The organism is Mitsuaria sp. MSU3D (genome assembly GCF_056867975.1).
Map to the genome: position 1 here is coordinate 179,606 of NZ_CP200314.1, position 13,604 is coordinate 193,209.

The following is a 13,604-nucleotide window of genomic DNA, read 5'->3' on the forward strand; positions in this document are numbered from 1 at the left end:
GGAACGACGAGACAGGTTAGGAGACAGACCCCATGACGGTGAAGACCTTCCGGCCCGAGGACCTCGAGCCCATCGAGCGCGCCAGCCAGGACGAGCTGCGCGCGCTGCAGCTCCAGCGCCTGAAGTGGTCGCTGAAGCACGCCTACGAGCAGGTGCCGCACTACAAGGCCGCGTTCGATGCGAAGGGCGTTCATCCGGATGACCTGAAGGACCTGACCGACCTGCGCCTGTTCCCGTTCACGACGAAGAAGGACCTGCGCGACAACTACCCGTTCGGTCTCTTCGCCGTGCCGCGCGAGCAGGTGGTGCGGGTGCACGCGTCGTCAGGCACCACCGGAAAACCAACGGTCGTCGGCTACACGCAGAAGGACATCGACACCTGGGCCGACCTGGTCGCGCGATCGCTGCGCGCCGCCGGCACCCGCAAGGGCGACATCGTGCACATCGCCTATGGCTACGGGCTGTTCACCGGCGGCCTGGGCGCGCACTACGGCGCCGAGCGGCTGGGCTGCACCGTCATCCCGATGTCGGGCGGCCAGACCGAGAAGCAGGTCCAGCTGATCCAGGACTTCAAGCCCGACGTCATCATGGTCACGCCGAGCTACATGCAGGTGATCGTCGAGGAATTCGTGCGACAGGGCCTGGACCCGCGCGCGTCCTCGCTGAAGACCGGCGTCTTCGGCGCCGAGCCCTGGACCGAGGCGATGCGACGCGAGATCGAGCACAAGGCCTGCATCGACGCGGTCGACATCTACGGCCTGTCCGAGGTGATGGGGCCAGGTGTTGCCAGCGAATGCATCGAGACCAAGGACGGTCCGGTGATCTGGGAGGACCACTTCTATCCCGAGATCATCGACCCCGAAACCGGCGAGGTCCTGCCCGAGGGCTCGGAAGGGGAACTGGTGTTCACCTCGCTGAGCAAGGAGGCGCTGCCGGTGATCCGCTACCGCACGCGCGACCTGACGCGGCTGCTGCCGCCGACCGCGCGCAGCATGCGGCGCATGGGCAAGATCGTCGGCCGCAGCGACGACATGCTGATCATCCGCGGCGTCAACCTGTTCCCGACGCAGATCGAGGAACTGGTGCTCGCCGAGCCCGGCCTGTCCGGCCAGTACCAGATCGTCGTCAGCCGCGACGGCCACCTCGACGAGGTCGAGGTGCGTTGCGAGCTGTCGGCCGCGGGCGGCGGCGACGCGTCGGCGATGTCGAAGTCGCTGCAGCACCGCATCAAGACGCTGATCGGCGTGTCGACCCGGGTGACGGTCGGCGCGCCGGATTCAATCGAAAGAACGCTGGTCGGAAAAGCCCGCCGCGTTGTCGACCAGCGACCGAAGAACTCGTAACCCGTCGGACGGCGTCCGACGGCCACGCGGCGGTGTCCCACAAGGACGCCGCTTCGAAGCAGGAAGCAAGGAGCATCCATGTACACGCAAGCCATGAGCGTCGGTCCGCAGGACCAGGCGACCAAGCTGCAGACTGCTGAAGAGCAGCAGCGCAACGAGGCCTTCGAGGCCCGCATCGACGCGGGCGACTTCATCGAGGCCAAGGACTGGATGCCGGAGCACTACCGCAAGACGCTGGTGCGGCAGATCAGCCAGCATGCGCATTCGGAGATCGTCGGCATGCTGCCCGAGGGCAACTGGATCACGCGCGCCCCGACGCTCAAGCGCAAGGCGATCCTGCTGGCCAAGGTGCAGGACGAGGGTGGCCACGGGCTCTACCTGTACTCCGCCGCCGAGACGCTGGGCACCAGCCGCGACCAGATGCTGGACGCGCTGCACACGGGCAAGGCCAAGTACAGCTCGATCTTCAACTACCCGACGCTGACCTGGGCCGACATCGGCGTGGTCGGCTGGCTGGTCGACGGCGCGGCGATCATGAACCAGGTGCCGCTGTGCCGCTGCTCCTACGGCCCGTATGCGCGCGCGATGATCCGCATCTGCCGCGAGGAGTCCTTCCACCAGCGCCAGGGCTACGAGAGCCTGCTGGTGATGATGCGCGAGGGCACGGCCGCGCAGAAGGCGATGGTCCAGGACGCGGTGAACCGCTGGTGGTGGCCGTCGCTGATGATGTTCGGACCGGCGGACAAGGATTCGCCGAACTCCGAGCAGTCGATGCGTTGGGGCATCAAGCGCCTGACCAACGACGAGCTGCGGCAGAAGTTCGTCGACGCGACGGTGCCGCAGGCCGAGCTGCTCGGCGTGACGCTGCCCGACCCCGATCTGAAGTGGAACGCCGAGCGTGACCACCACGACTTCGGCGCGATCGACTGGAGCGAGTTCTGGCGCGTCGTCGGCGGCAACGGCCCCTGCAACACCGAACGCCTGGGCACCCGCGTCAAGGCCTGGGACGACGGCGCCTGGGTCCGCGACGCCGCGCTCGCCCACGCGAAGAAGCGCGCCACCGACGCCAAGGCGGCCTGATCGAGCGCCCCCGCGCATCAGTGCAAGAGCCATCACGCCGCCTCCGCCACGAACCGTTCAGAGCACCCGAATCATGAGCATCAACCAAACGACCGGCGCCAACGAATGGCCCCTGTGGGAAGTTTTCGTCCGCAACAAGGCGGGCCTGGACCACAAGCACTGCGGCAGCCTGCACGCGCCCGACGCGAAGATGGCCCTGCAGATGGCCCGCGACGTCTACACCCGCCGCCAGGAAGGCGTGAGCATCTGGGTCGTGCCGTCGTCGGCGATCGTCGCGTCCGATCCGGGCGAGAAGTCGATGTACTTCGATCCGATGGAGGACAAGGTGTACCGCCACCCGACCTTCTACGACCTGCCCGAATCGCTCGACCACATGTGAGGACCGGACGATGAGCACTTCCGTCCAACCCGGCCAACGCGCGGACGTCCAGTACCTGCTGCGCGTCGGCGACGCCTGCCTGGTGCTGTCGCACCGCATCTCCGAATGGATCGGCCACTCGCCGATCCTGGAAGAGGACCTCGCGCTGGGCAACATCGCGCTGGACCTGCTGGGCCAGTCGCGCGCGCTGCTGACGCGCGCCGGCCAGCTCAACGAGCAGCCGCTCGACGAGGACCAGCTCGCCTACCTGCGCGAGGAACGCCACTACCTGAACCCGGTGATGATGGAGCTGCCGCGCGGCGACTTCGCCTTCACGCAGGCCCGCAACCTGATCGCCGCCTGCTGGCTGATGCCGATGTGGACGCGGCTGCAGGCGTCGAGCGACGCCGAGGTCGCCGCCATCGCCGCCAAGGCGGTGAAGGAAGTCCGCTATCACCAGCAGCACGCGGCCGAGTGGGTGGTGCGCCTGGGCGACGGCACGGACGAGTCGGCGCAGCGGATGAAGGACGCGCTTGCGCAGCTGTGGCCCTACGTCAACGAGCTGTTCGCATCGGACGACATCGATGCCGCGGCCGAGGCCAGCGGCCTGGGTCCCGCCTGGTCGTCGCTGAAGCCCGACTGGGACGCGGCGATGGACGAGGTCCTCGCCGAGGCGCGCCTCGCGCGGCCGAAGGACACGCCGCACGTTTATACCGGCGTGCGCGGCGTCCACAGCGAGCACATGGGCCACATGCTGGCGACGATGCAGTCGCTGCAGCGCACCTACCCGGGCGGGGGGTGGTGATCCCCGGATCGCCGCGAACACCGATGAACACGCCATGAACGCCGCCCCGACACCGTCGCATCTGAACTGGCTGTCGTCGTTGACGCCGGTCGCACCGAGCTCGCCGTCGTCCGATGGCGGCGCGACGGACTTCGGCTGCGGACGCCTGTCCGCCGCATGGGAGGTGCTGTCGCAGGTGCTCGATCCCGAGGTGCCGGCGGTGTCGCTGGTCGAGCTCGGCATCGTGCGCGACCTGGTCGAAACCGCCGACGGCGTCGAGGTCGTGCTCACGCCGACCTACTCCGGCTGCCCGGCCACCGAGGTCATCGAGCAGAGCGTGCGGGACGCGCTCGCGCGCTTCGGCACCGTCACCGTGACGATGCGCCGCGCGCCGGCCTGGACCACCGACTGGATCACCGACGAAGGCCGCGAGAAGCTGCGCCAGTACGGCATCGCGCCGCCGGGGCCGGTGGACGCGGGGCAGGGCGTGCCCATCCGCATCGTCCGCCGCCGCGAGGCCATCGCCTGCCCGCGCTGCGGCAGCGCGCACACCGAGCAGTTGTCCGCCTTCGGCTCGACCGCGTGCAAGTCGCTGTACCGCTGCCTCGCCTGCCGCGAGCCGTTCGAACATTTCAAACCGATCTGAGCCCGGGTGCCGATCGCCCAGATCCCGCAGACCACAAGACGCCGAGCCACCGCCATGAGCCTGCATTTCCACCCGCTGCGCCTGAGCGCCAAGCACCAGGACACCGACGACGCCGTCGTGCTGTGCTTCGACGTGCCCGAGGCGCTGCGCGAGACCTTCCGCTTCACGCAAGGCCAGTACTTGACGCTGCGCGGCGATGTCGACGGCCAGGACCTGCGCCGCTCGTACTCCATCTGCGCGGGTGTCGACGACGGCGAGCTGCGCGTCGGCGTCCGTCAGGTCGACGGCGGCGCCTTCTCCACCTGGGTCCACCGGCACCTGAAGGCCGGCGACGAGATCCAGGTCTTCCCGCCGCAGGGGCGTTTCCACGTGCCCCTGGAGCCCGCCGTCGGTCGGCATTTCGTCGGCATCGCGGCCGGATCGGGCATCACGCCGATCCTGTCGATCATGAAGAGCGTGCTGGCCCGCGAGCCGCTGAGCCGCTTCACGCTGATCTACGGCAACCGCCGGCCGGCGTCGACGATGTTCAAGGAAGAGCTCGAGGACCTGAAGAACCGCTACATGACGCGGCTGACGCTGCATCACGTGTTCTCGCGCGAGCATGTCGATTCGCCGCTGATGGCGGGCCGGCTGGACCAGGCCAAGCTGAGCGACTTCCTGAGCGGTCCCGTCCCCGCGGCCGGCATCGACCAAGTCTTCGTCTGCGGCCCGTTCGAGATGAACGAGCAGGCCGAGGCGGCGCTGCGCGCGGCCGGCGTGCCCGAGGAACGCATCCACATCGAGCGCTTCGGCACGCCCGAGATGCAGACCGGCCGCCCGGCGCCGCACGAGGTCCATGAAGAGGACGCGGAGGCCGCCAAGGTCGTCGTGATCCGCGACGGCGTGTCGCGCGAGATCGAGTTCCGCAAGAGCGATCCCAGCCTGCTCGACGCCGCGGCGCGGGCCGGCATGGACGTGCCGTTCTCCTGCAAATCCGGCGTGTGCTCGACCTGCCGTTGCAAGCTGATCGAGGGCGAGGTCCGGATGGATAAGAATTTCGCCCTTGAGAAGCACGAAGTGGCGGCGGGATTCATCCTGAGCTGCCAAGCGCACGCATTGACGCCGCGCGTCGTGATCTCGTTCGACGAACGCTGATTCACAAGGAAAACAACACCCATGGCCCGAGGTCGAGCTCCAGGATTCGATGCCACCCGCGAGGAGATCCTCGCGCAGGCTGCCCGACTGTTCGCCAACCAGGGCTACCCCGCGACCTCGATGAACCAGGTTGCCGAGGCCTGCGAGGTCAGCAAGCCCACGCTGTACCACTACGTCCGCGACAAGCATGAGCTGCTCGCGCAGATCTGCCAGAACCATCTGCAGCACCTGGTCGACCTGGTCGACGAGGTCAGCGCGCAGCAGCTGCCGCCGCCGGAGCACCTGCGCGGGCTGATCCACCGCTTCGTGCAGGCCTACGGCGAGGCGCAGAACGAGCACCGCGTGCTGACCGAGGACCTGAAGTTCCTCGACGACGAACACCGCGAGCGCATGGTGGCGGTCGAGCGCCAGGTGGTCGGCCGCTTCGCCGACGCGGTGGCCGCGGTGCGGCCGGAACTGCGCGGCGCCCACCTGCACAAGCCGCTGACCATGCTGCTGTTCGGCATGATCAACTGGACCTTCACCTGGCTGCGGCCCGACGGCGCGCTGACCTACGAGGCGGTGGCGCCGATGGTGGCGGACCTGTTCTTCGGCGGGCTCGGCGCGGTCCGCACCGAACTCACCGATCCTTCGGCGCGCCACGAGCGCAACGAACTCGACCCGGCGGCGCCGCAAGTCTCATGAAGGCTTCGCGGAGGACCATCGCCCCCGACATGCAATCCAAGCAGTGCTTGCAGTCATCGCAGTAGCAGTACCTCATTGACCTTGCGTTCCTGAAAAACACATTCCGAAGGAGACAACATGAAACGCATCGAGAAGACCCTGCTGGCCATGGCCATGACGGGTGCCGCGCTGATGGGCGCGGGCGGCAGCGCCTGGGCCGACATCAACGTCGGCGTGACCGTGTCGGCCACGGGGCCGGCCGCGTCGCTGGGCATTCCCGAGAAGAACACCTTCTCGCTGATGCCCAAGACCATTGCCGGGCAGAAGGTCAACTACATCATCCTGGACGACGCGTCGGACACGACGACGGCGGTCGCCAACACCCGCAAGCTGATCACCGAGCACAAGGTCGACGTGGTGGTCGGCTCGACGGTCACGCCGAACTCGCTGGCGATGATCGACGCGGTGTCGGAGGCGCAGGTGCCGATGATCTCGATGGCGGCCTCGGCGCGCATCGTCGAGCCGATGGACGCGAAGAAGCGGTGGGTCTTCAAGACGCCGCAGAACGACATCATGATGGCGCTGGCCATCGCCAGCCACATGCAGGCGCAGGGCGTGAAGACGGTGGCCTACGTCGGCTTCGCCGATGCCTACGGCGAAGGCTGGTACGGCGAGTTCAACAAGGTCGCCGCCAGCAAGGGCCTGAGCATCGTCGCCAACGAGCGCTACAACCGCACCGACACCTCGGTGACCGGCCAGGTGCTGAAGATCATGGCGGCCAAGCCGGACGCGGTGCTGGTCGGCGGCAGCGGCACGCCGGCGGCGTTGCCGCAGAAGACGCTCAAGGAGCGCGGCTACCAGGGCAAGTACTACCAGACCCACGGCGTGGCCAACAACGACTTCCTGCGCGTCGGCGGCAAGGACGTCGAGGGCACCTTCCTGCCGTCGGGCCCGGTGCTGGTCGTCGATCAGCTGCCGGCGGACCATCCGGCCAAGAAAAGCGCCAAGACCTACGTGACGACCTATGAGGGCGCGTACGGCAAGGGCAGCGTGTCGACCTTCGGTGGCCATGCGTGGGATGCGGGACTGCTGCTGCAGGCGGCGATTCCCGAGGCCATCAAGAAGGCCCAGCCCGGCACGCCGCAGTTCCGCGCGGCGCTGCGCGATGCGCTCGAAGGCGTCAAGGAACTGCCGGCCGCGCACGGCGTGTTCACGATGTCGCCCAATGACCATCTGGGTCTGGACCAGCGCGCGCGCGTGATGGTCAAGATCGAGAACGGCACCTGGAAATACCAACCCTAATTTCGCCGACGCTCGGCTACTGCGCGGGCCGATCTTGGGCCTGCGGTGCTCGCCATACAGGAGTATGGCTGCGCGCCTCAGGCCCAACCTCGACCCGCTCGCTACGCCGCTCGTCCGCGAAATATCCTGCGATTGACGTTGTGAGAATCCTATGAGCGCTACCCCCGTTCTTCAGAGCTTGATTGCTGGTCGCTGGATCGGCGCCACCGCCGCGCGCGGCCTGCACAGCGCCGTCAACGGACGGTTGGTGACGCAGACCCATGCGGAAGAGATCGATTTCGGCGAGAGCCTGCACTTCGCGCGCCGGCAGGCGCTGCCGGCGCTGCTGGCGCTCGACTTCCAGCAGCGCGCCGCGATCCTGAAGGCGTTGGCGACCTATCTGCAGGAACACAAGGAATCGCTCTACGCGATCTCCGCGCACACCGGCGCGACGCGGCCCGATTCGTGGATCGACATCGAAGGCGGCTTCGGCACGCTCTTCGCCTACGCGTCGATGGGCCGCCGCGAGCTGCCCTCGAGCAACATCGTCCATGAAGGCCCGGCCCAGGCGCTGGGCAAGCTCGGGCAGTTCATGGGCACGCACGTGCTGGTGCCCAAGCGCGGCGTCGCCGTGCACATCAACGCGTTCAACTTCCCGATGTGGGGGATGCTGGAGAAGTTCGCACCGAGCTTCCTCGCCGGCATGCCCTGCATCGTCAAGCCGGCCACCGCGACCAGCTATGTCGCCGAGGCCTGCGTGCGCCTGATCGAACAGTCCGGCCTGCTGCCGGCCGGCGCGTTGCAGCTGGTCATCGGCAGTTCCGGCGATCTGCTGGACCGGTTGGAGGAGACGGACGTCGTCACCTTCACCGGCTCGGCGGACACCGCGGCGCAGCTGCGCGTCAATCCGAACCTGATCCGCCGCTCGGTGCCGTTCAACGCCGAGGCGGACAGCCTCAACTGCGCGATCCTGGCCCCGGACGTGGTGCCCGGGGATCCCGAATTCGATCTCTTCGTCAAGGAAGTGATGCGGGAGATGAGCGCCAAGGCCGGCCAGAAGTGCACGGCCATCCGCCGCGCGATCGTGCCGGCCGCGCAGATCGACGCGGTGGCCGCGGCGCTGCGCGAGCGGCTCGCGAAGATCAAGATCGGCGATCCGGCCATCGAGGGCGTGCGCATGGGCGCGCTGGCGTCCAAGGCGCAGCAGGCCGACGTGGCCGAGCGCCTGGCGCAGCTCGCGCAGGGCAACGAGGTCGTCTACGGCGAGCGCGACGGCTTCGCGCCGGTGGGCGAGGGCGTCGGCGACGGTGCCTTCTTCGCGCCGACGCTGCTGCTGTGCCGCGACGCGATGAACAACGAGGCGGTCCACAACGTCGAGGCCTTCGGGCCGGTGTCGACGTTGATGAGCTACAACGACTTCGACGAAGCGCTGGCGCTCGCCGCCAAGGGCCGAGGCAGCCTGGTGGGATCGGTGGTCACGAAGACGCCCGCGCTGGCCGCGCAGGCCGTCTATCACGCGGCCGCCTTCCACGGCCGACTGCTGGTGCTGGACCGCGACGCGGCCGGCGAGTCGACCGGCCACGGCTCGCCGCTGCCGATGCTCAAGCACGGCGGCCCGGGCCGCGCCGGCGGCGGCGAGGAACTTGGCGGCATCCGCGCCGTCAAGCACTACCTGCAACGCTGCGCGGTGCAGGCCTCGCCGACGATGCTCACGGCCATCACCGGCGAGTACGTGCGCGGCGGCAAGGTCACCGAGGACGCGATCCACCCCTTCCGCAAGTACTTCGAAGAGATCCAGGTCGGCGACTCGCTGCTGACGCATCGCCGCACGGTGTCCGAGGCGGACATCGTCAACTTCGGCGGCATCAGCGGCGACTTCTTCTACATGCACTTCGACGAGGTCGCGGCCAAGGACACGCAATTCGGCCAGCGCATCGCGCACGGCTACTTCGTGCTGTCGGCGGCGGCGGGCCTGTTCGTGTCGCCCGCGCCGGGACCGGTCCTCGCCAACTACGGCCTCGACACGCTGCGCTTCGTGAACCCCGTGGCCATCGGCGACACCATCCAGGCGCGCCTCACCTGCAAGCGCCGCATCGACCGCGGCAATCGCCCCGACCAGCCGCCGCAAGGGGTGGTCGCCTGGGACGTGCAGGTCACCAACCAGCGTGGTGAGCTCGTGGCGAGCTATGACATCCTGACCTTGGTCGCGAAGAAGAGCGCCTGACCTCGCGCGGGGCCGCCGCCCCCCGATCGCACGGGGACAGCCTGGACGCGGAAGACTAGACTGCCTCGCGACCACCTGGGGAGGCGGCATTGTCAGGCCTGGAAACGTTCCCGATCGACGAAGCGCGATTGAGCCAGCTCAAGGGAACGCGCGGCGGCCGGATCGCGCTCAACGGGTTCGAGTACCAGCGGGCCTTCGCGGTGCTTCGCCTGGCCGCGATGGTCCTGGGCCGGGCCGTGTCTCCGGTGGATGGGCACGTGCCTGTGCGGCTGCGCTACGAGTGGGCCGAGGACATCGACGAGATCGACCGTGATGGCCGGATCGTCCTGTGGCAATGCAAGGTCGGCGACCACTGGGCGACCGCTGGCAAGCTGGCGGAGTTGCTGCTGGCCTTCGCGCCGAAATGGCTGTGGATCGCGCCGCACAAGCGGGCCTTGCTCCAGCTCCGGCTGGTCACCCCGGACCTTGCCTACAAGGTGCATGCGATCCGGTCGGGCGAACTGCCCGGGTCGGCACGGGACGCCGCGCGGGTGCACTTCCTCAGGACGGTGCTCACGCCACCGACGGAGAGCTCCGATCGAGCGCATTGGCAAGCGGCAGCGATCACGCATGGTCCCGAGGCGCTCTTCGACGAACTGTGGTCGGCGACCGCCGTGCTGTACATGCCCAACGAGGCGGTCGATGCGGCGGCGGATCGGCGTTACGCCGAGCAGGAGGCGATGAAGGAGCTGGCGGCGGGCGGCCTGGGCCTGGACCCCGCCCCCGGCGCCCTCGATGGCGTGCTTCAGGCGCTGCGGGCGCTGTTGTCGGTGATGCCCGTGTCCGACCGCAGTCCCGACGGAACGATCAACTGGTGCCAACAGGAACCTCAGCAACTGCTGACGCATCACGTCTCCGATCGCCTGTTTCCGTTCACGGCGCGCGCGATCGGACTGGAGTGCGGACTGGATCTGGTCGATCGCACGCGGCTCCGCAAGCTCCGACAGGACCAGTTCCGCCCCTGGTTCGTGGCTCGGCGCGCCGACTGGGGCGACGTCGTCGCCGGCGGCGAGGATTTCAACGGCTTCTTCGAACGCAGCGATACGCCCGGCCTGGTCGCGCGTCTGGGGCAGGCGCTGGCGCTGAGCCTGCGCCGGGAGGGCCAGTTGCGTGTGCAGTGGCTGGTGGGCGCACCGGGCACGGGCAAGAGCACCCTGGCCCTGCGCGTTGCCACGCTGCTCGCGCTGGACGGCGCCTGCGTGGTGCTCGACGGGCGCTTCATGCAGGACCAGGAGACCAGCGCTGGCAACCGCATCGTCGACTCGGTGCGCGCGGTGACCGGAGACCATCGGCCAGTGCTCCTGCTGCTGGACGATCCGTTCGGCGCCAACAGCGGATGGCCGCGCATCCTCAAGGAGCTGGGCAAGCGGCCGCTTGCCCTGGTCGTTCTCGCCGCGACGCCCGACCTGCTGCTGGAGAACAGCGAGCATCTTCTCGAGAACATCGACGAGCTGCCGCGGCACGGGGTCGCGCGGCCGGACGATCGCGAGCGTCTCGCGCTGGCCGAGATCTATCCGGGGCATCGCGACTGGTTGATGAAGACCGAGGAGGACCTGCTGATCCTGGCCATGGTGGCGCAGGCCGGCAAGCCCTTCGACTCGATCGTCAAGGGCATCTGGAAAACGCTCAACGATGGACGCAAGCCGCCCGCCCGCGCGACCTTCAAGGACTTGTCCTGGGAGATCGCGGCATTCACGCTGGTCGCCTACTTCCATCGCGCCTACGCGGTCTGTCCGCTGCTGCTGCTGGAGGCTTTTCTCCCGCTCGCCACCGAGTCCGGGCACGCCGCCGGCGAGAGGCTCTCGCATCTGGTCAGCGCGCAGGGATGGCACATCTTCCAGATGCACGAGCTCGACCACAAGCTCGGGCGGGCCTGGTCGGGCGTGGCTTCCATGCATGCGCGGGTCGCCGACATGGCCTGGCGCCATCGACCCGTGAAGACGGGCGAGATGGAACGCCTGATCGCGACGGCGTCTGTCGAGGCGGCCGGCAGCGCCCGGCTGCTGGGCATCGCACTGGCCACGCTGCGCCTGTATGCCGCCCAGGATCCGGACGGCCGCATGCCGGCCTTCGACGAACTGATGGTGGCGATCGCCACGGCTTGGGCCGAGGCGCCCGAAGGGAAGTTGGAGACGCGCAACCTGTTCAGCCTGGTCATGCAATGTCACCAGGGGGGCATCAAGGTGCCCGCGTCCTTGCGGCAGGCGCTGTCGAAGCGGGCCGCGGCGCTGGACTCGCAGAGCTGGCTGGCGCAACTGGCGTTGTGGATCGTGGACGGCGACCAGGCGGCCGAAGGCGGTCGGGACCGCCTGGCCCGCGTCATCGCTCAGGCCGACTTCTCGATCGCCGCCGGTCGGGCCATCTCGTTCGTCGGCAGGCTGGTCCGGAACGACCAAGCGCTGTTGGCGGCCGGCGTCGAGCGGCTCTGGCACAGCCTCGACGAGGGACTCGACCGGAGCGCCCAGTCGGCCTTGATCACCTGGCTGCTGAAGTATGCGGACGAGGCGTCGACCCGGCGGCGCCTGCAGATCCTCCGTGCCTGGCTCTCCCGTCATCCGGACGAGCACACGGTTCGCACGGCGCTGATCTCATGGATGTCCAAGACGGGAGCGCCGGACCTGCAGGAGGAACTCGCCCGCTTCCTTCGTCACTTGCGGTCCGGTCCGGCGTTCTTCACGCCGGCGTCGGCGGCTCTGACCGCCATCGGCAAGCTGGACCACCCCGATCCCCTGTTGATGATTCCCTGGATGGCGTGGGCGTCGGACACGCTGGAGCACAGCCGCGGTCCGTCTGAAAGGCTGGTGTGGAACTCGGTCGGTCGGTTGCTGGTGCGAGCCCGGCGGCAGGAAGGCGGGTTGGCGGTCAATGCGGATGCGGCGCAGTCGCCGCGAGCGGCGTTCGTCGACGCCAGGCGTCGGCTCGAGCGGGTGGCCGAGGAGTGGCGCCGTCGCCACGGGGAGGCCGATGACTCAAGCTCCGGACGCTGGCGCGGGCATCCCGGCCCTCGCCGGCGCGGTCATCGCTGATGCTGCTGGTGGATGAAGTCGATCAACGCGCGCAGCGTCGCCGGGATGTGCCGATGGCCCGCGTAATACAGGCACAGCGCCGGTAGCGGAGCCGCCCAGTCGTCCAGCACGCGGCGGAGCCGGCCGGTCGCGAGATCGTCGGCGACATACCACTCGGCGATCTGCGCGAGCCCCAGTCCCGCGCGCGCCGCCTCCAGCATCAGCAGCGGCGAGTCGAGCACCATCGGTCCCGGCACGTCGAGCGTCTCGCTCGCGGCGGCTCTGCCGCGCTTCGCGCGTGCGAATTCCCACGGGGACGGCAGTCCGCTCGGCATCCGCGCGCGGATGCAGGCATGGCGTGCGAGGTCCGCGGGCGTCGCTGGCAGGCCGTGGCGCTCGAAGTAGTCGGGCGAGCCGACGACCGCCATCCGCAGCGGCAGGCCGATCGGCACGCGGATCATGTCGCGCGGCACCTGCGGCGCGAGCCGCAGTCCCGCGTCGAAGCCCTCGGCGACGATGTCGACCAGCCGCCCCTCGGTGACGACATCCAGCGTGACGCCCGGATGCCGACGCAGGAACTCCGCCAGGATCGGCCGGAACACCATCTGCGCCGCGCCCAGCGAGCTGTTCAGGCGCAAGGTGCCGGTGGGCGCTCCCGCATGATCGTCGGCCGACGCGACGGCCTCCTGGATCTGCGCCACCGCCGGACCGACCCGGTCGATGAAGCGCCGCCCCGCCTCGGTGAGCGACACGCTGCGCGTCGTGCGATGGAAGAGCCGCACGCCCATTCGCGCCTCCAGCCCCGCAACGGCGTTGCTGACGGCGGAAGTCGACATCTCCAGTTCCACCGCCGCCGGCCGGAAGCCCTGCCTGCGCGCGACGGCGAGCACCACCTCGAATTCGATCAGGCTGTCCTTCTGCATGTCTGCATTGTTCTTTGAATCGGGATGACTCGTCCATCATTGGACGGCTTATCGACATGGACGCCGCTGCCTACAGTCATCCCATCGAGCCACGGCGTGTCGCTGAGGTTCATGCCGAAAGGAC

At 68.6% G+C, this 13,604-nt stretch carries 11 protein-coding genes; 10 read left to right on the forward strand and 1 reads right to left on the reverse strand.

What is annotated here, in order from left to right; all coding sequences use genetic code 11:
• Positions 1 to 32 precede the first annotated feature (32 nt).
• The 10 genes from paaK (at position 33) to AC1VNM_RS00860 (ending at position 12,578) form a co-directional block, all read left to right on the forward strand.
• Entirely contained in the window at positions 33 to 1,343 is a 1,311-nt protein-coding gene (paaK, locus tag AC1VNM_RS00815; RefSeq protein WP_483105529.1) for a phenylacetate--CoA ligase PaaK, read from the forward strand.
• A gap of 78 nt (positions 1,344 to 1,421) precedes the next feature.
• Positions 1,422 to 2,423, forward strand: coding sequence for a 1,2-phenylacetyl-CoA epoxidase subunit PaaA (gene paaA / locus AC1VNM_RS00820; RefSeq protein WP_483105530.1), 1,002 nt, complete (start codon positions 1,422 to 1,424; stop codon positions 2,421 to 2,423).
• A gap of 73 nt (positions 2,424 to 2,496) precedes the next feature.
• Positions 2,497 to 2,802 carry a 1,2-phenylacetyl-CoA epoxidase subunit PaaB gene (paaB, locus tag AC1VNM_RS00825; RefSeq protein ID WP_377156593.1) on the forward strand — a complete coding sequence of 102 codons (306 nt, stop codon included), beginning with the start codon at positions 2,497 to 2,499 and terminating at the stop codon, positions 2,800 to 2,802.
• Between the two features lie 10 nt (positions 2,803 to 2,812).
• On the forward strand, positions 2,813 to 3,586 hold the full coding sequence (gene paaC, locus AC1VNM_RS00830; protein WP_483105531.1) for a 1,2-phenylacetyl-CoA epoxidase subunit PaaC: 774 nt from the start codon (positions 2,813 to 2,815) through the stop codon (positions 3,584 to 3,586).
• Between the two features lie 34 nt (positions 3,587 to 3,620).
• A complete protein-coding gene (paaD, locus tag AC1VNM_RS00835) occupies positions 3,621 to 4,211 on the forward strand; it encodes a 1,2-phenylacetyl-CoA epoxidase subunit PaaD (protein WP_483105532.1) in 591 nt (196 codons plus the stop codon).
• Positions 4,212 to 4,265: 54 nt separating this feature from the next.
• Complete coding sequence (gene paaE / locus AC1VNM_RS00840) at positions 4,266 to 5,345, forward strand: 1,2-phenylacetyl-CoA epoxidase subunit PaaE (RefSeq protein ID WP_483105533.1); 1,080 nt, start codon at positions 4,266 to 4,268, stop codon at positions 5,343 to 5,345.
• Positions 5,346 to 5,366: 21 nt separating this feature from the next.
• Positions 5,367 to 6,029 carry a TetR/AcrR family transcriptional regulator gene (locus tag AC1VNM_RS00845; protein WP_297530878.1) on the forward strand — a complete coding sequence of 221 codons (663 nt, stop codon included), beginning with the start codon at positions 5,367 to 5,369 and terminating at the stop codon, positions 6,027 to 6,029.
• Between the two features lie 117 nt (positions 6,030 to 6,146).
• Positions 6,147 to 7,310 carry an ABC transporter substrate-binding protein gene (locus tag AC1VNM_RS00850; RefSeq protein WP_483105534.1) on the forward strand — a complete coding sequence of 388 codons (1,164 nt, stop codon included), beginning with the start codon at positions 6,147 to 6,149 and terminating at the stop codon, positions 7,308 to 7,310.
• Positions 7,311 to 7,461: 151 nt separating this feature from the next.
• The gene (gene paaZ / locus AC1VNM_RS00855; RefSeq protein WP_483105535.1) at positions 7,462 to 9,513 is read left to right on the forward strand and encodes a phenylacetic acid degradation bifunctional protein PaaZ; all 2,052 of its coding nucleotides are present in this window, start codon (positions 7,462 to 7,464) and stop codon (positions 9,511 to 9,513) included.
• 128 nt (positions 9,514 to 9,641) lie between these two features.
• Positions 9,642 to 12,578: a hypothetical protein gene (locus AC1VNM_RS00860; protein ID WP_483105536.1), complete on the forward strand. Its 2,937-nt coding sequence runs from the start codon at positions 9,642 to 9,644 to the stop codon at positions 12,576 to 12,578.
• Here the strand turns inward: AC1VNM_RS00860 and AC1VNM_RS00865 are convergent.
• Entirely contained in the window at positions 12,569 to 13,480 is a 912-nt protein-coding gene (locus tag AC1VNM_RS00865) for a LysR family transcriptional regulator (RefSeq protein ID WP_483105537.1), read from the reverse strand. The genes AC1VNM_RS00860 and AC1VNM_RS00865 overlap by 10 nt on opposite strands.
• Positions 13,481 to 13,604: the final 124 nt, after the last annotated feature.

Coding starts and splice junctions, on each gene's coding strand:
- paaK (WP_483105529.1), top strand. CDS start 33: ATGACGGTGAAGACCTTCCGGCCCGAGGACCTCGAGCCCATCGAGCGC.
- paaA (WP_483105530.1), top strand. CDS start 1,422: ATGTACACGCAAGCCATGAGCGTCGGTCCGCAGGACCAGGCGACCAAG.
- paaB (WP_377156593.1), top strand. CDS start 2,497: ATGAGCATCAACCAAACGACCGGCGCCAACGAATGGCCCCTGTGGGAA.
- paaC (WP_483105531.1), top strand. CDS start 2,813: ATGAGCACTTCCGTCCAACCCGGCCAACGCGCGGACGTCCAGTACCTG.
- paaD (WP_483105532.1), top strand. CDS start 3,621: ATGAACGCCGCCCCGACACCGTCGCATCTGAACTGGCTGTCGTCGTTG.
- paaE (WP_483105533.1), top strand. CDS start 4,266: ATGAGCCTGCATTTCCACCCGCTGCGCCTGAGCGCCAAGCACCAGGAC.
- AC1VNM_RS00845 (WP_297530878.1), top strand. CDS start 5,367: ATGGCCCGAGGTCGAGCTCCAGGATTCGATGCCACCCGCGAGGAGATC.
- AC1VNM_RS00850 (WP_483105534.1), top strand. CDS start 6,147: ATGAAACGCATCGAGAAGACCCTGCTGGCCATGGCCATGACGGGTGCC.
- paaZ (WP_483105535.1), top strand. CDS start 7,462: ATGAGCGCTACCCCCGTTCTTCAGAGCTTGATTGCTGGTCGCTGGATC.
- AC1VNM_RS00865 (WP_483105537.1), bottom strand. CDS start 13,480: ATGCAGAAGGACAGCCTGATCGAATTCGAGGTGGTGCTCGCCGTCGCG.